Source organism: Martinezella tropici (assembly GCF_008370325.1).
GTDB lineage: Bacteria > Pseudomonadota > Alphaproteobacteria > Rhizobiales > Rhizobiaceae > Rhizobium > Rhizobium tropici_B.
In genome coordinates, this window is sequence record NZ_VNIP01000011.1 from 61,828 (window position 1) to 86,465 (window position 24,638).

Sequence of the window (24,638 nt, forward strand, 5' to 3'; positions counted from 1 at the left end):
CGGATTCCTTATTCGTAGCGCAGCGCCTGCACCGGATCGAGCCGCGAGGCACGCCAGGCCGGAAAGATCGTAGCAAGGAAGGAAAGCGTGAGCGCCATCACCACAACCGAGACGGTCTCGCCAAGATTCATCTGGGCCGGCAATTTGCTGAGGAAATAGACTTCCGGGTTGAAGATCACGGTGCCCGAAATCCAGGAAAAGAACTGACGGATGGACTCGATGTTCAGGCAGACCAAAACGCCGAGGATCACACCCGCAAGCGTGCCGACGACGCCGATGGCCGCGCCCGTCATGAAAAAGATACGCATGATAGCGCCTGATGTCGCACCCATGGTGCGCAGAATGGCGATATCGCTGCCCTTGTCCTTCACGAGCATGATCAGGCCGGAAATGATGTTCAGGGCGGCGACGAGGACGATCAGCGTCAGGATCATGAACATGGTGTTGCGCTCGACCTGCAACGCTGAGAAGAAGGTGGCGTTGACCTGCCGCCAGTCGGTGAGGAAGATCTGCCGCCCGGCGGCTTCCTCGATCTTCGGCCGCAGCTGATCGACATCATCGGGATTGGTGATGAAGAGCTCGATCTTTTCGACGATGCCTTCGGCATTGAAGAAGACCTGCGCCTCCTCCAGGGGCATGAAGACGACCGAAGAATCATATTCCGACATGCCGACTTCGAAGATACCAGAAATCGTGTATGCCTTGACGCGCGGATTGACGCCGAAGGGTGTGACATCGCCGTCCGGCGCCGTAAGCGTGATCTGATCACCGACCGTCAGACCCAATTGCCGCGCAAGACGGCTGCCGACCAGCACGCCCTGCCCGGACGCGAAGCCGACCATATCGCCGGAGACAACGTGATCGGAGACCGACTTGAGCTTCGTCAGGTCTTCCGAGCGGATGCCGCGCACCAGTGCACCGGTGCCCGAGCCACCGCGTCCGGAAGCAAGCGTCTCGCCCTCGACCAACGGCAAGGCCATGGTGACGCCGGGTACGACGGAAAACTTCTTTGCCAGCTCGGCATAATCATTCAGCGGCGAATCGATGGGCTGTACAACGACATGGCCGTTGAAGCCGAGAATCTGCTTGAAGAGTTCGGCGCGGAAACCGTTCATGACAGCCATGACGATGATCAGCGCCGCAACGCCCAGCATGATGCCGACCAGCGAGAAGCCGGCAATGACCGAAATCGAGGCCTCCTTGCGCCGGGAGCGAAGATAGCGCCAGGCGACGAGCCGTTCGAATCCGGAAAACGGGCGAGACGATGGGCCGGCCTTGAACGAATTTTCCTGCTGTTCCACTGCCGCGCTCACCGCCATTCGCCTTCCATCCTATTTTATCGTCAATCAGCCGGCCAGCCGCTTGATTGCCGCCTCGACCGTCATCGTCTCGCGAGCACCGGTCTTGCGGTCCTTCACTTCCACTTCGCCGCCCGCGATTGAACGCGGCCCGACGATGATCTGTACCGGCACGCCAATCAGATCGGCGGTCGCGAACTTCGTTCCGGCGCGCTCGTCGCGATCATCGTAGAGCACGTCCTTGCCGGCCTTCGACAGCGCGGCATAGACCGTTTCGCAAGCCTCATCACAAGCCTGATCGCCGGCCTTCATGTTGATCACCACGACATCGAACGGCGCGACCGAATCCGGCCAGATGATTCCGTTCTCATCATGCGATGCTTCGATGATGGCGGGAACAAGGCGCGTCGGGCCGATACCGTAAGATCCCATGTGGACGGCATGCTCCTTCCCGTCCGGACCCTGCACCTTAGCACCCATCGGCTCTGAATATTTCGTACCGAAATAGAAGATATGACCGACCTCGATACCGCGTGCAGACAGACGCTCGCCTTCCGGAATGGCGTTGAAGGCGGCTTCATCGTGCATTTCCGATGTGGCTGCATAGAGCGAGGTCCACTTGTCGAAGATGCCCTTCAGGCCGGCAACATCATCGAAATTCGTATCTTCGCCGGGAATGTCGAAATTGACAAAATCTTTGTGGCAGAAGACTTCGGACTCGCCAGTATCGGCAAGGATGATGAATTCGTGGCTGAGATTGCCGCCGATCGGGCCGGTATCCGCACGCATCGGAATTGCCCTAAGGCCGAGACGATTGAAGGTGCGCAGATAGGCCGCGAACATCTTATTGTAAGATTGAACGGCGCCTTCCTGCGTCAAATCGAAGGAATAAGCATCCTTCATCATGAATTCACGCGAGCGCATCGTGCCGAAACGCGGACGGATCTCGTCGCGGAACTTCAGCTGAATATGATAGAGGTTCAGCGGCAGATCCTTGTAGGACTTGACCGACGACCGGAAGATGTCGGTGATCATCTCCTCATTGGTCGGGCCGTAGAGCATCGGCCGATCCTGCCGGTCCCTGATGCGCAGCATCTCCTTGCCATAAGCGTCATAACGGCCGCTTTCCTGCCAAAGCTCGGCCGACTGCAGCGTCGGCATCGACAGCTCGATGGCGCCGGAACGGTTCTGTTCTTCGCGGATAATCGCATTGACCTTGTCGAGCACACGCTTGCCCAGTGGCAGCCAGGAATAGATGCCCTGCGACTGCTGCCGGATCATGCCGGTCCGCAGCATAAGCCGATGGGAAACAATTTCAGCCTCTTTAGGGTTTTCCTTCAGAATGGGCATGAAGTAACGAGACAGACGCATGACGCTTGTTCCAGATGGTTTGACGTTCCGCTCGCTGCGGAATCGTTAGAAAATTATGTACTGGAGGCAGTTCATAACTGCTTCGGCGTTGGAAAGAAACCCGCATTCTGCAATAGAAGAATTTGGCAAACGCCCGGAAATGCAGGCGATAAGGCCTATTTCCGATGTTTCGAAAAAGCGCACATTTATAAGGATTTACGACGGAAATCCGTCAACAGAAAAATTCTGCGCGACTGTAGCAAAAAAGCAAAAAAAAGGATGACAAAGCTCAATCTTTGAGCTAATTTTAGCTCACAAAAGAGGCAAGAAGGCTAAATTCTTGCCGTTTCGCGGTCAAGTCTTGGGAGGATCAGATCTTAGGCGCGCTCGTTCGCTGCCCCGGTAACGGATAAGGATCACGCGATACTTTAAAACAAGGCTTATAGCCTTGTTTTTTTTGCTTTCTCAGCCCGATCTTCTATCGATCAGCCTTTCCAGCGGGAAAGCTTTTCCCCAGCTCTTCAGCCAAAATACGACAGCCGCACCCGGGATTCTTTGCTCCACTCACATGACAGGCGTGTGACGGATTGATGGCGATTGCAGGGCACGCGACGCCGTATTCTCTACTATTTCTATAGATCACTTATAGCTTGGAACGATCTGCGGAATGGAATCTATACTCAGTCCGAAGTAATGCGAGGCGACATACCAGGCGCCATAGATGAGAGCCGACACCAGCGTCGTGACGAGAACGACCCGCCAGGCCCGAAACTTCGTCGGGGCGCTTTCGACAGTACCGAGAACCACATGCTCATCCTCGGCCTGGGTGCGCAGGCCAAACGGCAGGACGGCAAAGAGCGTAATCCACCAGATAACGAAATAAACAGCGAAACTGGCGATGATCTGCTGGGCCATTATGCTCCCTTCGAGACGTATCTACCCGTCTCCTCCTCTTCCAAGCTGCTTATAGGGACAAAGTAGTCGTCTTTCAAAGCGCCGATCAGCGCTCTACTGCACAATTCCTTCGATCGGAATCGATTTAAGGATAAAATTATGCAGCAGATCTAAAGCGTTACAACGACCTTTGCGCGTCAAATATGACGCGCGGCGCTGTTATGTCACACCTGCTCAAGCTCGATGAGCGTACCGAAGAAATCCTTCGGATGCAGGAAGAGCACCGGCTTGCCATGCGCGCCGATTTTGGGCTCCCCATTTCCCAGCACGCGCGCGCCCTGGGCGATCAGCTGGTCGCGAGCCGCCAGAATATCGTCAACCTCATAGCAGATATGATGCATGCCGCCATCGGGGTTCTTCGCGAGAAACGCAGCGATCGGCGACGCCTCGCCCAGCGGTTCCAGCAATTCGACTTTGCTATTCGGCAACTCGACGAAAACGACGGTCACTCCATGCTCGGGCAGCGCCTGCGGCGCAGACACCGTCGCGCCCAGCGTGTCGCGATAGACCCTGCAGGCCTTTTCTATATCCGGAACGGCGAGCGCGACATGATTGATGCGTCCAAGCATGGATCCCTCCTCCCGATCGGACCGCGAGGCTAGCTGCCGGTGCGCGTGATGAACACGGTCACGAGAGGCTTCTTGCCCCAACCCTGGTTGGCAGCCGCGCGCACGGCACGGCGAGTGGCCTCCTGCAGCAGGCCCAGATCCTTACGGCGAGCCCGGGGAATGCTCTCGATGGCACTGACGATGGCGTCGAAGAGCGTATCCTCCATCTCCTCGCCTTCATCATCATAGGCCGGCAGGCCGATCGGCACGAGATCCGGATCGCCGACAATGTCATAACGGGCATCGAGCACGACATTGACGGCGACATGGCCGACATAGGAAAGCTTCTTGCGCTCGCCGATGCCCATTTCGTCGAAATCACCGATCAGTATGCCATCCTTGAAGATGCGTCCATGCGGCGCTTCGCCGATCACCTCGACCGGACCGGGCGCAAGACGCACGACATCGCCGTTGCGCACGCGCGGCACGGTGGCAATGCCGCTCTGCTCGGCCAGTTCCTTATGTGCGGTCAGATGCGTCGCCTCGCCATGCACCGGGATGACGACCTTCGGACGCGTCCACTCATACATCTTCTGCAGTTCGTTGCGCCTGGGGTGGCCGGAGACGTGCACCAGCGCTTCCGCGTCCGTCACCACATGCACGCCCTGTTCGATCAAGCCGTTCTTGATGTCCTGGATCGCCTTCTCATTGCCGGGAATGGCACGCGAGGAGAAGACGACGATATCGCCCGATGCCAATGCGACATTGCGCATTTCGTCGCGCGAAAGTTTCGCCAGTGCGGCGCGCGGTTCGCCCTGGCTGCCGGTCAGGATCACCACCACCTTGTCGCGCGGGATATAGCCATATTCGTCTTCCGCGATGAACGGCTTGATGCCTTCCATGATGCCGATATCGCGGGCGACGTCGACAACGCGCTTCAGCGAGCTGCCGAGCAACAGTATTTCGCGGCCGGCGGCTTCGGCGGCCTCGGCAATGGTGCGGATACGGCCGACATTCGACGAGAAAGTCGTGATCGCCACCCTGCCCTCGGCGTCTTCGATGATCTTGCGCAGGCTTTCGGAGACGTCCTTCTCCGAAGGCGAAACGCCATCGCGCAGAGCATTGGTGGAATCGCACATCAGCGCCAACACGCCCTCATCGCCGAGCTGGCGGAAGCGGGTCTCGTCGGTCAGCGGCCCGAGCGACGGCTCATGATCGATCTTCCAGTCGCCGGTATGGATGACATTGCCGAGCGGCGTGCGGATCATCAGCGACATCGGCTCGGGGATCGAATGGTTGACGGCCACGCCTTCGATCTCGAAGGGGCCAACATTGATGCGATCGCCGGCCTTGAAGAGCGTCACGGGGATCTCGCCCATCGACTTCTCATAGTCACGCTTGGCTTCGAGAAGCCCGGCGGTGAAGGCGGACGCGTAGATCGGAACATTCAGGCCCGGCCAAAGATCGTTCAGCGCGCCGTAGTGATCCTCGTGCGCATGGGTGATAATGATGCCCTTGAGGTTCTTGCGTTCCTTGGCGAGGAAACGGATATCCGGCAGGACGAGATCGACACCAGGCAAATCCGGCCCCGGGAATGTCACGCCGCAATCGACCATGATCCACTGACGCTGTTCCGCCGGGCCATAGCCGTACAACGCGAGATTCATGCCGATCTCGCCGACGCCGCCGAGGGGCAGAAACACCAGTTCGTCTTGCTTCGCCATCTGATCCCCAACCATCATCTAAAGAAAACATCGCCCGCGGCGATCGGCATGATCCTGCCGTCCCCGGTCTCGAGCAGCAACAAGCCATTATCATCGATTCCCGAGAAATGGCCCGAAATCGAGCGATCCGGCAAGTTCACCGTGATCTTCTCCCCTATGCCGCATGCGACCTCGCGCCAGCGGGCCGTGATCTCGCGAATGCCCTTGCCGCGGCTCCAGACATCGAGCGCTTTGGACATAGCGGCATAAAGATGGGCAAACAGCTCATCCGGCGAAACCATCGAGCCTTGCTGTCTCAGGCAGGTGACGGGATACATCGGGTTTTCGGGCATGACGGCAATATTGATGCCAATGCCGATGACGAGCGCATAGCGGCCGCCGGGCAAGGCCTCGCCTTCGATCAGGATGCCGCAGGTCTTCTTGCGGCCTATCAGGATATCGTTCGGCCACTTGATCTCGACCGGCTCGGCAGCCAACGGCAGCACGCTGCGAACAGCCTGATGCACCGCGACCGCGACCGCAAGCGGCAGCGAGCCGAGGCGGTCCATGGGAGCGGGATCGATCAAGAGGAGAGATGCGTAGAGATTGCCGGCTTCCGACACCCAGGGGCGACCGCGGCGGCCGCGTCCACCCGTCTGGCGCTCGGCGGTCACCCAAAGGTTCCCAGGGTCGCCTGCGCGCACCCGTTCGAGGCAGACGCTGTTTGTGGACGAAGTCTCTTGAAGGGCATCATGCCGGAAGTCGGCGAGCGACTTCCGGCTGTTCATGTCAGACGCCATCAAAACAGCGTCGCGGCGGCCAGATCGGCAGCCCCGCCGATTGCGCCGCCGAAGAAGACATAGGTGATGACGAACAGGCCGGAGAGACCGAAGACGAGGCGCAGCGAACCGGCCGTGCGCGTGAACTCGTCCGTGGCTTCATCGAACCACATCACCTTGATGACGCGCAGGTAGTAGTAGGCGCCGACAACGGAGGCCAGAACGCCGATGATGGCGAGCGCATAGAGATGCGCCTGGATAGCCGCGACGAAGACGAAATACTTTCCGAAGAAGCCTGCGAGCGGCGGAATGCCGGCCAGCGAGAACATCAGCGCCGTCAGCACGACCGCCATGAAGGGGTTGGTCGTCGAAAGGCCGGCGAGATCGTCGACGTTCTCGACCTGACGGCCATCCTTGCGGCGCATCGCCATGATGATGGCGAAGGAGCCGAGCGTCATGACCATGTAGATGACCATATAGAGCATGACGCCGGAGACGCCGGTCTTGGTGCCGGCGGCGAGGCCGACGAGCGCATAGCCCATGTGACCGATCGACGAATAGGCCATCAGTCGCTTGAAATTGCGCTGACCGATCGCGGCGAAGGAACCGAGCAGCATCGAGGCGATCGAGATGAACACGATGATCTGCTGCCAGTCGGCAAGCACCGGATGGAAGGCAGTGACGACGATGCGCGTCAGGATCGCCATGGCGGCAACCTTGGGTGCCGCCGCGAAGAAGGCGGTGACCGGGGTCGGCGCACCTTCATAGACATCGGGCGTCCACATATGGAACGGCACGGCGGAGATCTTGAACGCCAGACCGGCAAGAACGAAGACCAGACCGAAGACGAGGCCGAGCGACCGGGTCTCGGAGCTGAGCGCCGTCGCGATGGCATCGAAGGTCGTATGACCGGTGAAGCCGTAGACCAGTGACATGCCGTAGAGCAGCATACCCGACGACAGCGCGCCGAGAACGAAATACTTCAGGCCGGCTTCGGTCGACTTGACGCTGTCGCGATTGATGGCGGCGACGACGTAGAGGGCCAGCGACTGCAGTTCCAGCGACAGGTAGAGCGATATCAGATCGTGTGCCGAGATCATCAGCAAGATGCCGAGGGTCGCCAGCAGAAGGAGCACCGGAAACTCGAAGCGATCGAGCTGTTGCTCGCGCGCCTGCCCCATGCTCATGAACATGGCGACGATCGAGCCGACCAGTGCGACGATCTTCATGAAGCGGGAGAAGCCGTCGGCGAGATAGGCGCCGCCATAGGCCAAGCCCTCGCCCGGAACGAAGATGATCCAGAGACCGGCCACCGCGAGAAGCGCGATGGCAAGACCGGTAACCGTGGGTCCCGACCGCTCGCCCGAAAAGACGCCGATCATGAGCAGCACAAGCGCACCGACCGCGAGGATGAGCTCCGGAATGGAAAGATGCAGGCTTGCAAGAATTGTGTCAGCAGTCATGTCGAATAAGTCCCGTCATCAATTCATCGACAGCGCAACATTCTGCGCAGCGTGCAGGGCAGCGGTATAATTGTTCACCAGCAGATCCACCGAAGCCGCCGTGGCATCGAAGATCGGAGCCGGATAGACACCAAAGAGGATCGTGAGCGCGATCAGCGGATAGAGGATCAGCTGTTCACGCGGCGACAGGTCCAGAAGCTTCTTCAGGTTTTCCTTCTCCAGCGCGCCGAAAATGACGCGGCGGTAGAGCCAGAGCGCATAGGCGGCTGACAGGATCACGCCGGTCGCGGCGAAGAGCGCAACCCAGGTATTGGCGCGGAAAACGCCGATCAAGGTCAGGAATTCGCCGATGAAGCCGGAGGTGCCGGGCAGGCCGACATTGGCCATGGTGAAAACCATCATGGCAACGGCATATTTCGGCATGTTGTTGACCAGGCCGCCATAGGCCGCGATCTCGCGGGTATGGGTGCGGTCGTAGATCACGCCGACGCAGAGGAAGAGCGCGCCCGAGACGATGCCGTGCGACAGCATCTGGAAGATGGCACCCTGGACGCCCTGCTGGTTGGCCGCGAAGATACCCATGGTCACGTAACCCATATGGGCGACAGACGAATAGGCGATCAGTTTCTTGATATCATCCTGCATCATCGCGACCAGGGAGGTGTAGATGATGGCGATGACCGAAAGCGCGAAGACGAGCGGCGCGAAATATTCCGAAGCGTTCGGGAACATGCCGAGCGAGAAACGGATGAGACCGTAGCCGCCGAGCTTCAGGAGGATGCCTGCCAGGATGACCGAGCCGGCCGTCGGCGCCTGAACGTGCGCGTCTGGAAGCCAGGTATGGACCGGCCACATCGGCATCTTCACCGCGAATGAGGCGAAGAAGGCGAGCCATAGCCATGTCTGCATCTGCGGCGGGAACTTGTAGGCAAGCAGCGTCGGGATATCGGTCGTGCCGGACTGCCAATACATCGCCATGATGGCGAGCAGCATCAGCACGGAGCCGAGCAGCGTATAAAGGAAGAACTTGTAGCTGGCGTAGACGCGATCCTTGCCGCCCCAGACGCCTATGATCAGGAACATCGGAATGAGGCCGGCTTCGAAGAAGACGTAGAACAGCACGATATCCAGCGACGTGAACACGCCGACCATCATCGTCTCGAGGACGAGGAAGGCGATCATATAGTCCTTCAGCCGCTTTTCGACCGAGAGCCAGCTTGCCAGCACGCAGAAGGGCATCAGGAAGGTCGAGAGGATGACGAACAGCATGGAAATGCCGTCGACGCCCATGTGATAGCTGATGCCGCCGGTCAGCCACTCATGCTTCTCGATCAGCTGGAAGCCAGGATTGGCATTGTCGAACCAGATCCAGACGAACAGCGACACGATGAAAGTGACGATGGTCGTCGCCAGCGAGATGTTCAAGATATTCCGGCGGCCGTTGGCCCCGTTCTCCTGCGTGAACAGCAGAAGAAGGACACCGACCAGCGGCAGAAACGTGACCGTTGAAAGAATAGGCCAATCGGTCATCAGAGGGAACTCCCGAGCATCATCCAGGTAACGAGGGCGGCAATGCCGAGCAGCATCGCGAACGCATAGTGATAGAGGTAGCCGGTCTGCAGGCGCACGACGCGGTTGGTGACATCGACGACGCGCGCGGCGATGCCGTTCGGGCCGATGGTGTCGATGACCCCGATGTCGCCCTTCTTCCAGAGGAAGCGGCCAAGCGCCTTGGCGGAGCGGACGAAGAGGAAGTCATAGATCTCGTCGAAGTACCACTTGTTCAAGAGGAACTCGTAGAGCACGCGCTGCTGCTGGGCGAGACGGCGCGGCGTTTCCGGCGACTGGATGTAGAAATACCAGGCGGTGACGAGGCCGAGGAGCATGGCGATGAAGGGGCTGAGCTCAACCCACAGAGGCGCATATTCCATCTCTTCGAGGATCTTGTTGTCCGGGAGCGTGAACAGCGCATGCTTCCAGAATTCCTCATAGGCATGACCGACGAAATCGGCATTGAAATACATGCCGGCGAAGACGGCGCCGATCGCCAGCAGGTAAAGCGGGATCAGCATGACATTCGGCGATTCATGCACGTGGTGCATGACCTCGTGCGACGCGCGGGGCTTGCCGAAGAATGTCATGAAGATCAGGCGCCAGGAGTAGAAGCTGGTGAACATCGCGGCGATGACGAGCAGCGTAAAGGCGAAGCCAGCGGCTGCATTGTGCGAGGCGAAGGCCGCCAGGATAATCGCATCCTTCGAGATGAAGCCGGCAAAGCCGATATGGGTCAACGGGATGCCGACGCCGGTGATTGCCAAGGTGCCGACGATCATCATCCAGAAGGTCTTCTGGATATGTGGACGCAGCCCACCCATATGACGCATGTCCTGCTCGCCGTCGACGGCATGGATGACCGAGCCGGCGCAGAGGAAGAGCAGCGCCTTGAAGAAGGCGTGCGTGAAGAGATGGAAGATCGCAGCACCGTAAGCGCCGACGCCGAGGGCGACGAACATGTAGCCGAGCTGCGAACAGGTCGAATAGGCGATGACGCGCTTGATGTCGTTCTGCACGAGGCCGACGGTTGCGGCGAAGAAGGCCGTGATCGCGCCGATGATGGTGACGACGGTCAGCGCATCCTGCGACAATTCGAAGATCGGCGACATGCGGGCGACGAGGAAGACGCCGGCGGTGACCATGGTTGCGGCATGGATGAGTGCGGAGACCGGCGTCGGGCCTTCCATGGCGTCCGGCAACCAGGTGTGCAGCAGGAATTGCGCCGACTTACCCATCGCGCCCATGAAGAGCAGCAGGCAGACGGCCGTCAGAGCATGGCCGCGATCGAGATGCATGCCGAGGAAATTGAGCACGATATCGCCCGGCTGACCGCCCTGCCCTCCGGCAAAGCTCTGGGCGTTGCCGAAGATGACATCGAAATTGATCGAGCCGAACAGGACGAAGACGCCGGCAATGCCGAGCACGAAACCGAAGTCGCCGACACGATTGACGATGAAGGCCTTGATCGCCGCCGCGGAGGCAGACGGCTTCTTGAACCAGAAGCCGATCAGCAGATAGGAGGCCAGACCGACGCCTTCCCAGCCGAAGAACATCTGGGCGAGGTTGTCGGAGGTCACCAGCATGAGCATGGCGAAGGTGAAAAGCGAGAGATAGGCGAAGAAGCGCGGACGATGCGGATCGTGATGCATGTATCCGATCGAATAGACGTGAACCAGGGTCGAAACCGAATTCACGACGATCAGCATCACCGATGTCAGCGTGTCGACGCGCAGCGACCAGGAGGCGTCGATGCCGCCGGACTGGATCCAGCGCAGCACTTCGACCTTGATGGCGCCGTCCGTATGCCCGAGAGCCACGGTGAAAAAGACGACCCAGGAAAGAACCGCGGCGACGATCATCAGGCCGGTGGTAACATATTCCGAAGCCTTGGCGCCGATCGCGCGGCCGAAAAGGCCGGCGATGATCGCGCCGATCAAGGGAAGAAAGACGATAGCCTTATATAAAAACATAGCTGTATCAGCCCTTCATCATGTTGACGTCTTCGACGGCGATGGAACCGCGGTTACGGTAGAAGACGACGAGAATTGCAAGACCGATGGCAGCCTCGGCGGCGGCGACAGTCAAAATGAACAGAGCAAAAACCTGGCCGACGATGTCGTTGAGGAACGACGAGAAGGCGACCATGTTGATGTTGACGGCGAGCAATATGAGCTCGACGGACATCAGGATGATGATGACGTTCTTGCGGTTGAGAAAGATACCGAAAACGCCGAGCACGAAGAGGATGGCGCTGACCGTGAGGTAATGGGAAAGTCCAATGACCATGTTCTTGTTCCTTTGATCCTCGTGCCTCGTCTCAGACGCCCTGCCCCGGCTTGACCTTGACCACCTCGACGGCGGTCGCGGGCGTGCGGGCGACCTGTTGGGCAATATTCTGACGCTTGATATTCGTGCGATGCTTCAGCGTCAGCACGATCGCGCCAATCATCGCGACCAGCAGAACCAGGCCAGCGATCTCGAAGAAATAGACGTAGTTGGTATAAAGCACATCGCCGAGGGCGGCGGTATTCGTCCGGGTCGCCGGCGCCGGGATCGGCATGGCGACGGATTTGGCGATCGTGGGCGAAATCACGCTGCCGCCGATGACGACGATCAGCTCGGCGGCGAGGATGATGCCGATCAGCGCTCCGATCGGAGCATATTCCAGAATGCCGGCTCTCAGCTCGGAGAAGTCGATGTCGAGCATCATGACGACGAAGAGGAAGAGAACCGCCACGGCGCCGACATAAACGACCAGCAGGATCATCGCCAGAAATTCAGCCCCCATCAGCAGGAAGAGGCCGGCCGCGTTGAAGAATACCAGGATGAGGAACAGGACCGAATGGACCGGATTCCGCGCCGAGATGACCATGAACGCCGACGCCACAGCGACAAAGGCGAAGATATAGAAAAAAAGAGCCTGCAGACCCATGTTGGTGCCTTTTTCGTCTTCCCCCGGGCAGCCGGGAGTTTCCCTGCCCGATGGAGCTTAACCGGACGATACGTCCGGCAAAGCCCCGGTCTAGATTCAACCGCGACGGCGACAATCGGTCGCCCGTCACGGCATATTCAAAGCTCGCTCAGCGGTACGGCGAATCCATCGCGATGTTGCGCGCGATTTCGCGTTCCCAGCGGTCGCCGTTGTCCAGGAGCCGCGTCTTGTCGAAGTAGAGTTCTTCGCGGGTCTCGGTGGCGAATTCGAAGTTCGGCCCTTCGACGATGGCGTCGACCGGGCATGCCTCCTGGCAGAAGCCGCAATAGATGCACTTCACCATGTCGATGTCGTAACGCACCGTGCGACGAGTACCGTCGTTGCGGCGCGGCCCGGCCTCGATGGTGATGGCCTGGGCAGGACAGATGGCCTCGCAGAGTTTGCAGGCGATGCAGCGCTCTTCGCCGTTCGGATAACGGCGCAGTGCATGTTCGCCGCGGAAGCGCGGGCTGACCGGTCCCTTTTCGAAGGGGTAGTTGATCGTCGCCTTCTGCTTGAAGAAGTAACGCATCGACAAGAAGAATGCGCCGACGAATTCCTTGAGGAACAGCGAGCTGACGGCGTTGGACAAACCGGCCATCTTAACCTCCAAAACTGCCAGAAGCGGGGAAAGACATCATCACGCCCATCCCGTCAGCTTCAGCACGAATGCAACGATAACGACCATGGCGAGCGACAGCGGCAGGAAAACCTTCCAGCCAAGACGCATGAGCTGGTCGTAGCGGTAGCGCGGCACGAAGGCCTTGACCATCGCGAACATGAAGAAAACCAGGCACGACTTCAGCAGGAACCAGATGATGCCCGGAACCCAGTTCAGGATCCAGATATCGACCGGAGGCAGCCAGCCGCCGAGGAAAAGGATCGTCGTCAGCGAGCACATCAGGACGACGGCCGCATATTCGCCGAGCATGAACATCATGTAGGGCGAAGACCCGTATTCGACCATGAAGCCGGCAACCAGCTCCGATTCCGCTTCCGGAAGGTCGAAAGGCGGACGGTTCGTTTCAGCCAGCGCCGAAATGAAGAATACGATGAACATCGGGAACAGCGACAGCCAGTGCCAGTCGAGGAACGAGGCCGGCAGGCCGAGCTTGGTGCCGAGGCCGGTCTGCTGCGAGAGCACGATATCCGTCAGGTTCAGCGAACCGACGCAGAGCAGAACGGTGACGATGACGAGGCCGATGGAGACTTCGTAGGATACCATTTGTGCGGCCGAACGAAGCGCTCCGAGGAACGGATACTTCGAGTTCGAAGCCCAGCCGCCCATGATGATGCCGTAAACTTCCAGCGACGAGATCGCCAGAATGTAGAGAATGCCGACATTGATATCGGCGACGACCCAGTTCTGCGCCACCGGCACAACGGCCCAGGTGGAGAGCGCCAGCACCACGGAAACCAGCGGCGCGAGAAGGAACACGGTCTTGTTGGCGCCAGCCGGGATGATCGGCTCCTTGAACATGAACTTGAGCAGGTCGGCGAAGGACTGGAACAGGCCGAAGGGGCCCACGACGTTCGGGCCGCGGCGCAGCTGGACGGCAGCCCAGATCTTGCGGTCGGCAAGCAGGATGTAGGCGATGAAAACCAACAGGCAGACCAGGAGCAGCAGGGACTGGCCGATCATGATCAGCGCCGGCCAGAGATAGGTCGAAACGAATGAATCCATAGTCCTCTGCCCTTACTCTGCCGCAACGCGGAAATTGTTGCGGGCCAATGCTGAGCACTCGGCCATGACAGCCGATGCGCGCGTTATCGGGTTCGTCAAATAGAAGTCTTTGATCGGCGAAGCAAATGCCGATTTGCCCATTGCGCCGGCTTTTTTCGCAAGTGCGGCAATTTGGGCGCTATCAGCTTCGGCAATCTCGTCGATGCCGGCGAAATGCGGGAAGGCTGCATAGAGCTTCGCACGCAATTCCCTCAGCGAATCAAAGGGAAGCTTCTTGCCGAGGACGTCGGAAAGGGCGCGGACGATGGCCCAGTCCTCGCGAGCGTCGCCCGGTGCGAAACCGGCGCGATTGCCCATCTGGACACGACCTTCGGTGTTGACCCAGGTGCCCGACTTTTCGGTGTAGGCGGCGGCCGGAAGGATCACGTCGGCACTCTGTGCGCCGTTGTCGCCATGCGAGCCAATATAGACCGTGAACTTCGCGCCCTTGCGGCTGAAGTCGAGCTCATCGGCGCCCAGCAGGAAGAGGACGTCCATCGACGACAGCATGGCAGCGGCATTGACGCCCTTTGCGCCCGGCACGAAGCCGAGGTCGAGGCCGCCGACGCGCGAGGCTGCGGTGTGCAGCACGGCAAAGCCGTTCCAGCCGTCCTTGATGACGCCAACGGCAGCGGCGAGCTTGGCGGCATTCGCCAGCACTTCGGCACCGTCGTCGCGGATGAGAGCGCCCTGACCGATGATGATCATCGGCTTTTCGGCATTCTTCAGAACGTTGGCGAAGCTGTGCGAACCGCTGACGATATCCGCCAGCGTATCCGGGCCGGCGCCGAGATAGTCGTAGGAATAGCGAAGGTCGGCGGCTTCGCCGATCACGCCGATCGGGAACTTGCCGCGGCGCCAGCGCTTGCGGATGCGCGAATTCATGACGGCAGCCTCAAAGCGCGGATTGGCGCCGACAATCAACAACGCATCGGCGGCTTCAATACCCTGGATGCTAGGGTTGAAGATGTAGCTTGCGCGGCCGAGCGACGGATCAAGCGCCGTCCCGTCCTGGCGACAGTCGAGATTTTCCGATCCAAGCGATTTCAGCAATTCGCCGAGAGCATACATTTCCTCGACTGACGCAAGATCGCCGGCGATGGCGCCGATCTTGTCGCCGCCGGTGGCAGAAACGGCCGACTTGATGGCGGCGAATGCCTCACCCCAGCTTGCCGCCTGCAGGCGACCATCCTTGCGGACATAGGGCTTGTCGAGGCGCTGGGTCTTCAGGCCGTCCCAGATGAAGCGGGTCTTGTCGGAGATCCACTCTTCGTTGATCTGCTCATTGACGCGGGGCAGGACGCGCATGACTTCGCGGCCACGCGTATCGACGCGGATGGCGGAACCGAGCGCGTCCATGACGTCGATCGATTCGGTCTTGTTCAGTTCCCACGGACGAGCCGTGAAGGCAAAGGGCTTCGAGGTCAGCGCGCCGACCGGGCAAAGGTCAACGACGTTGCCCTGCAGCTCGGAGGTCATCGCATGCTCGAGATAGGTGGTGATTTCAGCATCTTCACCGCGGCCGATGAGGCCGAGTTCGGAAATGCCGGCAACTTCCGTCGTGAAGCGGACGCAGCGCGTGCAGTGAATGCAGCGGTTCATCACGGTCTTGACGAGCGGGCCGATATACTTGTCTTCGACGGCGCGCTTATCTTCCTGATAGCGCGAACTGTCGATACCGAAAGCCATGGCCTGGTCCTGCAGGTCGCATTCGCCGCCCTGGTCGCAGATCGGGCAATCCAGCGGGTGGTTGATCAGCAGGAATTCCATTACGCCTTCGCGGGCCTTCTTGACCATCGGCGTGTTGGTGAAGACTTCGGGAAGCTCGCCGTTCGGGCCGCCGCGGATATCGCGCACGCCCATGGCGCAGGATGCCTGCGGCTTCGGCGGGCCGCCCTTCACCTCGACGAGGCACATGCGGCAATTGCCGGCCACCGACAGTCGTTCATGGAAGCAGAAGCGCGGGACTTCGGCGCCGGCTTCCTCGCACGCCTGGATAAGCGTGTAGTGATCCGGAACTTCGATCTCTTTACCGTCAATCTTCAGTTTAGCCATCGTCCACTCAGTCCTATGTCACGTCTCCAGCCCGATCTGGCCGCAGACAATTTCATGATCGCAGACCGGATTGCCATCGGGACGGCTCAACGCCTGATGGTACCGGCTCGCTCACAGTAAGCTTTGCCAAGCCTTGTCCCCGCAAGACCAGCTTTGCGATCGAAACATCGCGGACATCTCCGCAATCACTCAACCGCGTTCGTTCACCCTCCCCGGCCGCCGGATGCAGCCGAGGAAAAACTCAATTCCGCCCCTTCGGCAGCAGCGCCTTCGCCTGGCCGAACCAATCGTCGCGCCGGATGCGGCCATCGAAGCCGAGCTCCGCGTCGATCCGCTCGATATCGGCATCGCTCCAGGCGGCGATATCGGCGAAGCGCTTGATGCCGCGTTCGTTCAGCACCTGCTCCAGCTTCGGACCTATGCCCGAAATACGCTTGAGATCGTCAGCCTTCACTGTGGCCTTGCGGTTGCGCGCGGCAGCCGGCTTGGCGACAACCGGTGCCGCCACTTCGACCTTGGCCCTGCTCGTGGCTGGGCCTTTGCTCTTGGCAGGCGCCGTCACGATCGTTGCGGCAACCGGCTTCGGTTCCGCCTGCTTTGCCACTGCAGGCTTCGGCTTGGCAACCACCGGCTTCGAAACAACCGGTTTGGCAGCAGGCGATGCCTTGACCGGCTTTGCCTCCCCTGCCTCTTCTTTCCTTGCCACCGGCTTGGCAGCGGCAAGGACATCATTCTCTTTGCCCGGCTCGGCGGCACGCTTGCTTGCCGCCTCGACCGCACCTTGAAACGCACCGAAGAACGCGCCAGCGATCTGCGATGTAACGCCGAAGCCTATGGCTGCAGCAGCGGCAAACGCCGCCGCCGGATGTGCCATCAGCGGATGGATCGGCATGGCTGGCGAATTCCGCAGCATATCGGCGGCGACGCGACTGAAATCGGCCGATGCTTGATCGGTCGCTCCGCTTCCCTGCCTGATATCCTTGGTCCTCGCCATCATCGCTCCTTACTCGGCTGCTTCCAGCACCGCGCCGTGGCTCGTCGCATTGGCGGTGTATTGGTCGATGCGCTTTTCGATCTCCGGACGGAAATTGCGGATCAGACCCTGCACCGGCCATGCGGCTGCGTCACCGAGCGCACAGATAGTATGGCCTTCGATCTGCTTCGTCACCTGGAACAGCATGTCGATCTCGCGCTTCTGCGCGTTGCCGCGTGCCATGCGCTCAAGAACGCGCCACATCCAGCCCGTGCCCTCGCGGCACGGCGTACACTGGCCGCAGCTCTCATGCTTGAAGAAGGCAGAGATGCGAGCAATCGCCTTGATGATGTCGGTCGACTTGTCCATGACGATCGCCGCAGCCGTGCCGAAGGACGACTTGACCTCGCGCAGGCCGTCGAAATCCATCGGGCAGTCGATGATGTCAGCTGCCGGAACGACCGGGCACGACGCACCGCCGGGAATGACGGCAAGCAGGTTGTCCCAGCCGCCGCGAATACCGCCGCCATGCTTTTCGACCAGCTCGCGGAAGGTGATGCCCATCGTCTCCTCGACCGTGCAAGGACGGTTGACGTGACCGGAGAGCATGAACAGCTTCGTGCCGACATTGTTTGGACGGCCGAAGGAGGAGAACCAACCGGCGCCACGACGCAGGATCGTCGGGGCAACGGCGATGGATTCAACGTTGTTGACGGTCGTCGGGCAGCCGTAGAGGCCCATATTGGCCGGGAACGGCGGCTTCAGGCGCGGCTGGCCCTTCTTGCCTTCCAGGCTTTCGAGAAGTGCGGTTTCCTCGCCACAGATGTAAGCGCCGGCGCCGTGATGAACGTAAACATCAAAGTCCCAGCCGAGCTTATTGTTTTTGCCGAGCAATCCAGCATCGTAGCATTCGTCGATCGCCGCCTGCAGCGCTTCGCGCTCGCGCATGTATTCGCCGCGAACGTAGATGTAGGCGGCGTTTGCACCCATGGCGAAACCGGCGATGACGCAGCCTTCGATCAGCGTATGCGGATCGTGGCGCATGATGTCGCGGTCCTTGCAGGTGCCCGGCTCGGATTCGTCGGCGTTGACGACGAGATAGTGTGGGCGCCCGTCGCTTTCCTTAGGCATGAAGGACCACTTCAGGCCCGTCGGGAAGCCTGCGCCGCCACGGCCGCGAAGGCCGGAAGCCTTCATCTCGTTGATGATCCAGTCACGACCCTTTTCGAGGATTTGCTTCGTGCCGTCCCAATGGCCGCGCGACATCGCGCCCTTCAGAGACTTATCCTTGAGGCCGTAGATATTGGTAAAGATGCGATCCTGATCCTGTAACATGCTTCACCTCTTACCGCGGCTTCTTGCCGAAGACCTTGATATATTCCGCTTCGCCACCCTTAGCGAGTGCCTTAGCCTGCTTGATCCAATCGTCACGTTCGATGCGGCCCCTGAAATTCAGGTAGCCATCGACCCATTCGCGCTCGGCCTTCTTCCAGCTCGCGACCTGCGCGAAGGTGAAGATGCCGATTTCATGCAGGATCGACTCGATCTTCGGACCGACGCCGGAAATCAACTGCAGATCATCCAGCTGCGCCGGCTTTTCGATCGCGGCGGGACGATCCTTGTCCGTCAGCAACGGCTTCGGGGCGCTGCCGGCCTTTTCCGATACAGCTGCAGAGGCTGCCGTTCCCGAAAGCGGCTGCGTTTCAGTAGCCTTGGCGTTCTTGGCTGCTTCCTTCGGCGCCGTTGCCGGCGTCTTCAGGCTCTGATTGGTTTCGGCATCCGTGCTCTTGGCACGACCTGCCTCGGACGGCGGGATCGAAACGGCCTCGGCAGCCGCCTTGGCCTTGCCTGCAGCGCTCCTTGTCTTCGCCTCATCCGACAGCAAACTCGTCAGACCACCTTCGGGAGCGGAGAAAACGCGGTCGATCTGCGGGCCGGTCGGGACTTCGCTGCCCTTGCCTGCGGCGAATGCATCGATGATCTCTTCGAGACGTGCCGGCGTCAGATCCTCATAGGTATCCTTACCGATCACCACCATCGGCGCGTTGACGCAGGCGCCCTGACATTCGACCTCTTCCCACGAAAGCGTGCCATCGGCATTACGCTCGAAAGCGTGGTCATGGATCCGGCTCTTGCAGACCTTGATCAGCCCTTCGGCGCCGCGCAGCATGCAAGGCGTCGTACCGCAAACCTGGACGTGGGCGCGGGTGCCGACCGGATGCAGCTGGAACTGCGTGTAGAAGGTCGCGACCTCAAGCGCGCGGATATAGGCCATGTCGAGCATGTCCGCTATCGTTTCGATAGCGGCCTTGGTGACCCAGCCTTCCTGCTCCTGCGCACGCATCATCAGCGGAATGATCGCGGACTGCTGGCGACCATCGGGATATTTCTTGATCGTCTTTTCAGCCCAGACCGTATTCTCCGCATTGAAGGCGAAGGCGGCAGGCTGGAATTGATCTTCGGCAAGTCGACGAACGGACATCTTTCACGCCTTATCTCAGTTTAAGGACCCACACCGCGTATTCGTCAGAGACGAGAATTCGCAGGCATAGGCCGACTGGTCTTTCTGCATAAACACAACAAACTTGCCGCCGTTCGGCACAGCGGCCTTGATTTGGTAACCTCGGGAAAGGAGGTCGGCGATCGTGGAAGCCCCGCTCGCCTGTACCTCATTTCCGCCTTTCGCAGACTTCCCGCCGATCGCGGTCGAACCCTGCATATTGATGTTCGGCAGGGCCTGTGTATTGCCCGTCTGCTGCGCAGAAGCGCCACTGGCAAACAGGATCACAGGAATAGCAACCTGCCAGGCTCGCATCAGCGATCCACCTCACCGAACACGATATCGAGCGAACCAAGCACGGCGGCGACGTCGGCGAGCTGATGGCCGCGGCACATGAAGTCCATGGCCTGCAGATGCGCATAGCCCGGCGCACGGATCTTGCAGCGATAAGGCTTGTTGGAGCCGTCGGAGACGAGATAGACGCCGAACTCGCCCTTCGGCGCCTCGACAGCCGCGTAAACCTCGCCGGCCGGAACGTGATAACCTTCGGTGTAGAGCTTGAAGTGGTGGATCAGCGCTTCCATCGAGCGCTTCATCTCGCCGCGCTTCGGCGGTACGACCTTGCCGTCGAGCGAGGAGACCGGTCCGACCCTGGCATCACCCAGCAGGCGATTGACGCACTGCTTCATGATGCGGATGGATTCGCGCATTTCGATCATGCGGATGAGGTAACGGTCGTAGCAATCGCCGTTCTTGCCGATGGGGATGTCGAATTCGAGATCGGAATAGCATTCATAGGGCTGCGCCTTGCGCAGGTCCCAGGCAGCACCGGAGCCGCGAACCATCACGCCCGAGAAGCCCCAGGCCCAACAGTCTTCCAGCGAGACCACGCCGATATCGACGTTGCGCTGCTTGAAGATGCGGTTGCCGGTCAGAAGGTCGTCGATATCGTCGAGTGCCTTCAAGAAGGGATCACACCAGTCACCGATATCCTGAACGAGCTTTTCCGGCAGATCCTGGTGAACGCCGCCCGGACGAACATAGGCAGCGTGCATACGCGAGCCGGAGGCGCGCTCGTAGAAGACCATCAGCTTTTCGCGCTCTTCGAAGCCCCAGAGCGGCGGCGTCAGCGCGCCGACGTCCATGGCTTGCGTGGTGACGTTCAGCAGATGCGACAGGATACGGCCGATTTCCGAGTAAAGCACGCGGATCAGCTGGCCGCGGATCGGGATATCGATGCCCAGCAGCTTTTCGACGGCCAGCGCGTAGGCATGTTCCTGGTTCATCGGCGCCACGTAGTCGAGGCGGTCGAAATAAGGAACGGCCTGAAGATAGGTCTTCGTCTCGATCAGCTTTTCCGTGCCGCGATGCAGCAGGCCGATATGGGGATCGACGCGTTCCACAATTTCGCCGTCCAATTCGAGGACAAGACGCAAAACGCCGTGCGCAGCCGGATGCTGCGGACCGAAATTGATGTTGAAGTTGCGAACGTTATGTTCTGTCATTGCAATGCGCTCCGCTTATTGCAGGCATTAGCCGGTAGGCAATAGGCAATAGTGTAATCGTTAACTTTCATATCCAGGTCGCTCGTCTTGCAATCGGCGCATGAGAGACCGTAGCATCTTTCCGATTTCATCACTCGTGGACATCGCCGGCCTAACTTGCTCAAAGGCTACGATGCCTATCCGCGTGGAAAGTATCAGATGCGTCTCCAATTCCTTCAGTGAACCTTGTGCGATCTTCAAGTGATGGACGTAAGCCCCTGTGGCCTCTCGCCCATAACCTTCCGCAATGTTTGCTGCGATCGATACGGATGCTCGCCTTATCTGCGAAACCAAACCGTAAATCTCTTCCTTCGGAAATTCCTTAGTAAGAGCGTAACATTCAACCGCAAGATCCATGGCGCGTTGCCACACCGTAAGGTCCTGATAGGAATTAATTGCCGTTTGCCATTCTCCTATTGCCTATTGGCTAATGCCTATTGCCTCAGCTTACTGCTTCGCTTTTTCGTCGCCCGGCAGCACGTAATCCGTGCCTTCCCAAGGAGATAAAAAGTCGAAGTTACGGAATTCCTGCTTCAGTTCCACAGGCTCATAGACGACGCGCTTGGCGGCGTCGTCATAGCGAACCTCGACAAAACCGGTCGTCGGGAAGTCCTTGCGTAGCGGGTGACCTTCGAAACCGTAGTCGGTCAGGATACGGCGCAGATCCGGGTGTCCGGTGAAAAGAACGCCGTACATGTCCCAGGTTTCGCGCTCGAACCAATCGGCGCCGGGATAAAGGCCACAAGCAGAGGGAATAGGCTGGTCCTCGCCGACAGGAACCTTGACGCGGATGCGCAGGTTCTTCTTCGGCGACAGAAGATGGTAGACGACATCGAAGCGCTCGGCGCGCTGCGGCCAGTCGACGCCACAAATATCCGTTATGTTGACGAAACCGCACTTGGCATCGTCACGCAGGAAAGTCAGCAGGGCGATAACGTTTTCGGCCGTCGTCGTCACATTCAATTCGCCGTACTTGATCTCGCTCGATGAGATCAGAGCGCCGCGAACTTCCGTTAGATAAGCCGCGAGCTCGTTCAGGGCTTCACTCATGATACCTGTCCCCTGCCTTACCGTTCGATCGTGCCGGTGCGCCGGATCTTCTTCTGCAGCAGAAGCACGCCGTAAAGCAGCGCCTCCGCCGTGGGAGGACAGCCCGGAATGTAAATGTCGATCGGCACCACACGGTCGCAGCCGCGCACGACGGAATAGGAATAGTGATAATAGCCGCCGCCGTTAGCGCAGGAGCCCATCGAGATGACGTAACGCGGCTCGGGCATCTGGTCGTAGACCTTGCGCAGAGCGGGCGCCATCTTGTTGGTGAGCGTGCCGGCGACGATCATGACGTCGGATTGGCGCGGCGAGGCACGCGGCGCAAAGCCGAAGCGCTCGACGTCGTAACGCGGCATCGAAACCTGCATCATTTCGACAGCGCAGCAAGCAAGACCAAAAGTCATCCACATCAGGGAGCCGGTGCGGGCCCAATTGATCAGCTCATCGGTGGAGGTGACCAGAAAGCCCTTGTCGGCGAGCTCGTTGTTGATCTCGCCGAAGAACGGATCGTTGCTGCCAACAGGCCTGCCGGTCGCAGGATCGATGATCCCCTTCGGCTGCGGCGCCACGAGCGTCGTGTTGCTTGGGGCTACTCCCATTCCAGGGCTCCCTTCTTCCATTCATAAATAAAGCCGATGGTCAGCACCAGCAGGAACACCATCATCGACCAGAATCCGAACCAGCCGATCGCGCCGAAGGAGACCGCCCACGGGAAGAGGAAGGCGACTTCCAGATCGAAAATGATGAAGAGAATCGATACCAGGTAGAAGCGGATATCGAACTTCATACGGGCGTCATCGAATGCATTGAAGCCGCATTCATAGGCCGATAGCTTCTCGGAATCAGGTGCCTTGAAAGCGACAGCAAACGGCGTGATCAACAGCGCCAGGCCAATCACCAGGGCAATACCAATGAAAATCGCTATCGGAATATAGGAACTGAGCAGTCCAGTCATCATGTCCATCCCTGCTTGCGATCAGCGCCGGGGCGGCGCCTTTGAGCAAATGCCCAGCAAGCGAAAGAGCGTTGCAACAAAGCCGTGGTTAGCGCAGGCGGAGCGCGCGCGCAAGCCTTTTGAATCTGTCGTTCGGGGTCCTATCGAGCGGTAGATATCAATATGTTGCGACGACAACGCGACAAATTGGCGCAAACGCGAAAAGGCTCGTTCGCAATCGCAATAAATTGACGTTTGATTGTAATGGCTTGGAGAGAATGGCGCGAGTGACGGGGCTCGAACCCGCGACCTCCGGCGTGACAGGCCGGCACTCTAACCGACTGAGCTACACCCGCGCATTGCTTGGCCTTTCGGCGCGGTGCCAGATCCGGAATTTACCTTGAAATGGCGCGAGTGACGGGGCTCGAACCCGCGACCTCCGGCGTGACAGGCCGGCACTCTAACCGACTGAGCTACACCCGCATTTCATTTCAAGCATTCCGGATGCTTTCGCACCCATCAAAGCGGCCCTCGCCGTTCGATGAGCGGCTAACTACGGGGTTCGTGTTGGGGTGTCAAGCAGGTTTGAATACAAATCGATGACAGAGTGTGAATTGTTATCGACAAGCCTGCCCATAATTTTCCGTTCCGCCAATTTGGCATGGCAGGTTCCCGCCTCACGCATTTCATCGGCACATGATATGCATCGTATCGATCAGTATGTCTTCACATTTGTGCATGGGGATGACGAGTAGTCAAAGATGCGCAAAATCCAAAAAAATCAAAAAATCTTCACAAACACTCTTGCGGTTTTTCCCCGTTCCGCATAGATCACGGCCACCGAACGCGGCGGGCCAATAACCCGCTTTGCTGAAGGGCGATTAGCTCAGTTGGTAGAGCGCCTCGTTTACACCGAGGATGTCGGGAGTTCGAGTCTCTCATCGCCCACCATTCTTTCCCGAATTCAATCAGCGAATTTTCAGGTTGGAACGATGTTTTTCGTTCCCGAACTGCGGTTTTGCGCGTTCGGTCAAGTGCAGCTCAATAATTGCCGAAAATAACGACCGCCAGAAGCACTGCGGAAACAAGTACAAGGGCTGCGATGATCATCAGCAGCTCCTTCAGCATGAACCTTTCCATCTTGCTGTCATCCATGATGTTTGCTCCCGGCAAACCGTTATTCGCTTTCCTGGCGTCGAATCGTTGCGCCAAGTTCAGCTCCAGTCCACATGTAAGTCG

The 24,638-nt window shown here is 59.2% G+C and carries 23 protein-coding genes and 3 tRNA genes; 1 reads left to right on the top strand and 25 read right to left on the bottom strand.

What is annotated here, in order from left to right; all coding sequences use genetic code 11:
• Nucleotides 1–8: 8 nt before the first annotated feature.
• The 25 genes from FP026_RS21220 to FP026_RS21340 all read right to left on the bottom strand — a co-directional run bounded on the left by FP026_RS21220 (nt 9) and on the right by FP026_RS21340 (nt 23,882).
• Nucleotides 9–1,319 carry a lipoprotein-releasing ABC transporter permease subunit gene (locus FP026_RS21220; protein ID WP_149636587.1) on the bottom strand — a complete coding sequence of 437 codons (1,311 nt, stop codon included), beginning with the start codon at nt 1,317–1,319 and terminating at the stop codon, nt 9–11.
• Between the two features lie 27 nt (nt 1,320–1,346).
• Nucleotides 1,347–2,669: a proline--tRNA ligase gene (proS, locus tag FP026_RS21225; RefSeq protein WP_149636588.1), complete on the bottom strand. Its 1,323-nt coding sequence runs from the start codon at nt 2,667–2,669 to the stop codon at nt 1,347–1,349.
• A gap of 618 nt (nt 2,670–3,287) precedes the next feature.
• Nucleotides 3,288–3,563, bottom strand: coding sequence for a DUF1467 family protein (locus FP026_RS21230; RefSeq protein WP_149636589.1), 276 nt, complete (start codon nt 3,561–3,563; stop codon nt 3,288–3,290).
• Nucleotides 3,564–3,766: 203 nt separating this feature from the next.
• Entirely contained in the window at nt 3,767–4,171 is a 405-nt protein-coding gene (gene mce, locus FP026_RS21235; protein WP_149636590.1) for a methylmalonyl-CoA epimerase, read from the bottom strand.
• A 29-nt stretch (nt 4,172–4,200) separates the two neighbouring features.
• Entirely contained in the window at nt 4,201–5,874 is a 1,674-nt protein-coding gene (locus FP026_RS21240; protein WP_149636591.1) for a ribonuclease J, read from the bottom strand.
• A gap of 14 nt (nt 5,875–5,888) precedes the next feature.
• Nucleotides 5,889–6,653, bottom strand: coding sequence for a biotin--[acetyl-CoA-carboxylase] ligase (locus FP026_RS21245; protein WP_149636592.1), 765 nt, complete (start codon nt 6,651–6,653; stop codon nt 5,889–5,891).
• Nucleotides 6,653–8,095 (bottom strand): NADH-quinone oxidoreductase subunit NuoN, encoded by a 1,443-nt coding sequence (gene nuoN, locus FP026_RS21250; protein ID WP_149636593.1) that lies wholly within the window; start codon nt 8,093–8,095, stop codon nt 6,653–6,655. The genes FP026_RS21245 and nuoN overlap by 1 nt, the downstream gene beginning before the upstream one ends.
• 18 nt (nt 8,096–8,113) lie before the next feature.
• Nucleotides 8,114–9,625: an NADH-quinone oxidoreductase subunit M gene (locus tag FP026_RS21255; RefSeq protein ID WP_149636594.1), complete on the bottom strand. Its 1,512-nt coding sequence runs from the start codon at nt 9,623–9,625 to the stop codon at nt 8,114–8,116.
• Complete coding sequence (gene nuoL, locus FP026_RS21260; protein ID WP_149636595.1) at nt 9,625–11,619, bottom strand: NADH-quinone oxidoreductase subunit L; 1,995 nt, start codon at nt 11,617–11,619, stop codon at nt 9,625–9,627. The genes FP026_RS21255 and nuoL overlap by 1 nt, the downstream gene beginning before the upstream one ends.
• 7 nt (nt 11,620–11,626) lie before the next feature.
• Nucleotides 11,627–11,935 carry an NADH-quinone oxidoreductase subunit NuoK gene (nuoK, locus tag FP026_RS21265; protein ID WP_034507513.1) on the bottom strand — a complete coding sequence of 103 codons (309 nt, stop codon included), beginning with the start codon at nt 11,933–11,935 and terminating at the stop codon, nt 11,627–11,629.
• A 31-nt stretch (nt 11,936–11,966) separates the two neighbouring features.
• On the bottom strand, nt 11,967–12,581 hold the full coding sequence (locus FP026_RS21270; protein WP_149636596.1) for an NADH-quinone oxidoreductase subunit J: 615 nt from the start codon (nt 12,579–12,581) through the stop codon (nt 11,967–11,969).
• A gap of 148 nt (nt 12,582–12,729) precedes the next feature.
• Nucleotides 12,730–13,221, bottom strand: coding sequence for an NADH-quinone oxidoreductase subunit NuoI (gene nuoI, locus FP026_RS21275; protein ID WP_149636597.1), 492 nt, complete (start codon nt 13,219–13,221; stop codon nt 12,730–12,732).
• A 39-nt stretch (nt 13,222–13,260) separates the two neighbouring features.
• The gene (gene nuoH, locus FP026_RS21280) at nt 13,261–14,304 is read right to left on the bottom strand and encodes an NADH-quinone oxidoreductase subunit NuoH (RefSeq protein ID WP_092710914.1); all 1,044 of its coding nucleotides are present in this window, start codon (nt 14,302–14,304) and stop codon (nt 13,261–13,263) included.
• Nucleotides 14,305–14,316: 12 nt separating this feature from the next.
• On the bottom strand, nt 14,317–16,398 hold the full coding sequence (gene nuoG, locus FP026_RS21285) for an NADH-quinone oxidoreductase subunit NuoG (RefSeq protein WP_149636598.1): 2,082 nt from the start codon (nt 16,396–16,398) through the stop codon (nt 14,317–14,319).
• Between the two features lie 241 nt (nt 16,399–16,639).
• Nucleotides 16,640–17,395 carry a 5' DNA nuclease gene (locus FP026_RS21290; RefSeq protein WP_432444139.1) on the bottom strand — a complete coding sequence of 252 codons (756 nt, stop codon included), beginning with the start codon at nt 17,393–17,395 and terminating at the stop codon, nt 16,640–16,642.
• Between the two features lie 6 nt (nt 17,396–17,401).
• The gene (nuoF, locus tag FP026_RS21295; protein ID WP_149636600.1) at nt 17,402–18,706 is read right to left on the bottom strand and encodes an NADH-quinone oxidoreductase subunit NuoF; all 1,305 of its coding nucleotides are present in this window, start codon (nt 18,704–18,706) and stop codon (nt 17,402–17,404) included.
• Nucleotides 18,707–18,716: 10 nt separating this feature from the next.
• Entirely contained in the window at nt 18,717–19,853 is a 1,137-nt protein-coding gene (locus FP026_RS21300; protein WP_149636601.1) for an NADH-quinone oxidoreductase subunit E, read from the bottom strand.
• 15 nt (nt 19,854–19,868) lie between these two features.
• Nucleotides 19,869–20,186, bottom strand: a complete 318-nt coding sequence (locus FP026_RS21305; RefSeq protein ID WP_149636602.1) for a hypothetical protein — start codon at nt 20,184–20,186, stop codon at nt 19,869–19,871.
• Nucleotides 20,186–21,376 (bottom strand): NADH-quinone oxidoreductase subunit D, encoded by a 1,191-nt coding sequence (locus FP026_RS21310; protein WP_149636603.1) that lies wholly within the window; start codon nt 21,374–21,376, stop codon nt 20,186–20,188. The genes FP026_RS21305 and FP026_RS21310 overlap by 1 nt, the downstream gene beginning before the upstream one ends.
• 60 nt (nt 21,377–21,436) lie before the next feature.
• Entirely contained in the window at nt 21,437–21,832 is a 396-nt protein-coding gene (locus FP026_RS21315; protein ID WP_281408612.1) for a four helix bundle protein, read from the bottom strand.
• Between the two features lie 30 nt (nt 21,833–21,862).
• Complete coding sequence (locus FP026_RS21320; protein WP_149636605.1) at nt 21,863–22,465, bottom strand: NADH-quinone oxidoreductase subunit C; 603 nt, start codon at nt 22,463–22,465, stop codon at nt 21,863–21,865.
• Between the two features lie 17 nt (nt 22,466–22,482).
• Entirely contained in the window at nt 22,483–23,064 is a 582-nt protein-coding gene (locus tag FP026_RS21325) for a NuoB/complex I 20 kDa subunit family protein (protein ID WP_015339504.1), read from the bottom strand.
• Nucleotides 23,055–23,420, bottom strand: coding sequence for an NADH-quinone oxidoreductase subunit A (locus FP026_RS21330; protein ID WP_112344271.1), 366 nt, complete (start codon nt 23,418–23,420; stop codon nt 23,055–23,057). Before FP026_RS21330 ends, FP026_RS21325 begins: the two co-directional genes overlap by 10 nt.
• Nucleotides 23,421–23,678: 258 nt before the next feature.
• Nucleotides 23,679–23,755 (bottom strand) — tRNA-Asp (locus FP026_RS21335).
• A 50-nt stretch (nt 23,756–23,805) separates the two neighbouring features.
• Nucleotides 23,806–23,882 (bottom strand) — tRNA-Asp (locus tag FP026_RS21340).
• 392 nt (nt 23,883–24,274) lie between these two features.
• Between FP026_RS21340 and FP026_RS21345 the strand changes: the two genes are divergently transcribed.
• A tRNA-Val gene (locus tag FP026_RS21345) sits at nt 24,275–24,350 on the top strand.
• Nucleotides 24,351–24,638 lie beyond the last annotated feature (288 nt).

Excerpts from the sequence above, each read along its gene's own strand:
- nuoI (WP_149636597.1), bottom strand. The coding sequence starts at position 13,221 with ATGGCCGGTTTGTCCAACGCCGTCAGCTCGCTGTTCCTCAAGGAATTC.
- mce (WP_149636590.1), bottom strand. The coding sequence starts at position 4,171 with ATGCTTGGACGCATCAATCATGTCGCGCTCGCCGTTCCGGATATAGAA.
- FP026_RS21270 (WP_149636596.1), bottom strand. The coding sequence starts at position 12,581 with ATGGGTCTGCAGGCTCTTTTTTTCTATATCTTCGCCTTTGTCGCTGTG.
- nuoF (WP_149636600.1), bottom strand. The coding sequence starts at position 18,706 with ATGTTACAGGATCAGGATCGCATCTTTACCAATATCTACGGCCTCAAG.
- FP026_RS21330 (WP_112344271.1), bottom strand. The coding sequence starts at position 23,420 with ATGACTGGACTGCTCAGTTCCTATATTCCGATAGCGATTTTCATTGGT.
- nuoL (WP_149636595.1), bottom strand. The coding sequence starts at position 11,619 with ATGTTTTTATATAAGGCTATCGTCTTTCTTCCCTTGATCGGCGCGATC.
- FP026_RS21220 (WP_149636587.1), bottom strand. The coding sequence starts at position 1,319 with ATGGCGGTGAGCGCGGCAGTGGAACAGCAGGAAAATTCGTTCAAGGCC.
- FP026_RS21310 (WP_149636603.1), bottom strand. The coding sequence starts at position 21,376 with ATGACAGAACATAACGTTCGCAACTTCAACATCAATTTCGGTCCGCAG.
- proS (WP_149636588.1), bottom strand. The coding sequence starts at position 2,669 with ATGCGTCTGTCTCGTTACTTCATGCCCATTCTGAAGGAAAACCCTAAA.
- FP026_RS21240 (WP_149636591.1), bottom strand. The coding sequence starts at position 5,874 with ATGGCGAAGCAAGACGAACTGGTGTTTCTGCCCCTCGGCGGCGTCGGC.
- nuoN (WP_149636593.1), bottom strand. The coding sequence starts at position 8,095 with ATGACTGCTGACACAATTCTTGCAAGCCTGCATCTTTCCATTCCGGAG.
- FP026_RS21245 (WP_149636592.1), bottom strand. The coding sequence starts at position 6,653 with ATGGCGTCTGACATGAACAGCCGGAAGTCGCTCGCCGACTTCCGGCAT.
- nuoK (WP_034507513.1), bottom strand. The coding sequence starts at position 11,935 with ATGGTCATTGGACTTTCCCATTACCTCACGGTCAGCGCCATCCTCTTC.
- FP026_RS21255 (WP_149636594.1), bottom strand. The coding sequence starts at position 9,625 with ATGACCGATTGGCCTATTCTTTCAACGGTCACGTTTCTGCCGCTGGTC.
- FP026_RS21290 (WP_432444139.1), bottom strand. The coding sequence starts at position 17,395 with ATGATGGCGAGGACCAAGGATATCAGGCAGGGAAGCGGAGCGACCGAT.
- FP026_RS21230 (WP_149636589.1), bottom strand. The coding sequence starts at position 3,563 with ATGGCCCAGCAGATCATCGCCAGTTTCGCTGTTTATTTCGTTATCTGG.
- nuoG (WP_149636598.1), bottom strand. The coding sequence starts at position 16,398 with ATGGCTAAACTGAAGATTGACGGTAAAGAGATCGAAGTTCCGGATCAC.
- FP026_RS21325 (WP_015339504.1), bottom strand. The coding sequence starts at position 23,064 with ATGGGAGTAGCCCCAAGCAACACGACGCTCGTGGCGCCGCAGCCGAAG.
- FP026_RS21320 (WP_149636605.1), bottom strand. The coding sequence starts at position 22,465 with ATGAGTGAAGCCCTGAACGAGCTCGCGGCTTATCTAACGGAAGTTCGC.
- FP026_RS21300 (WP_149636601.1), bottom strand. The coding sequence starts at position 19,853 with ATGTCCGTTCGTCGACTTGCCGAAGATCAATTCCAGCCTGCCGCCTTC.
- FP026_RS21305 (WP_149636602.1), bottom strand. The coding sequence starts at position 20,186 with ATGCGAGCCTGGCAGGTTGCTATTCCTGTGATCCTGTTTGCCAGTGGC.
- nuoH (WP_092710914.1), bottom strand. The coding sequence starts at position 14,304 with ATGGATTCATTCGTTTCGACCTATCTCTGGCCGGCGCTGATCATGATC.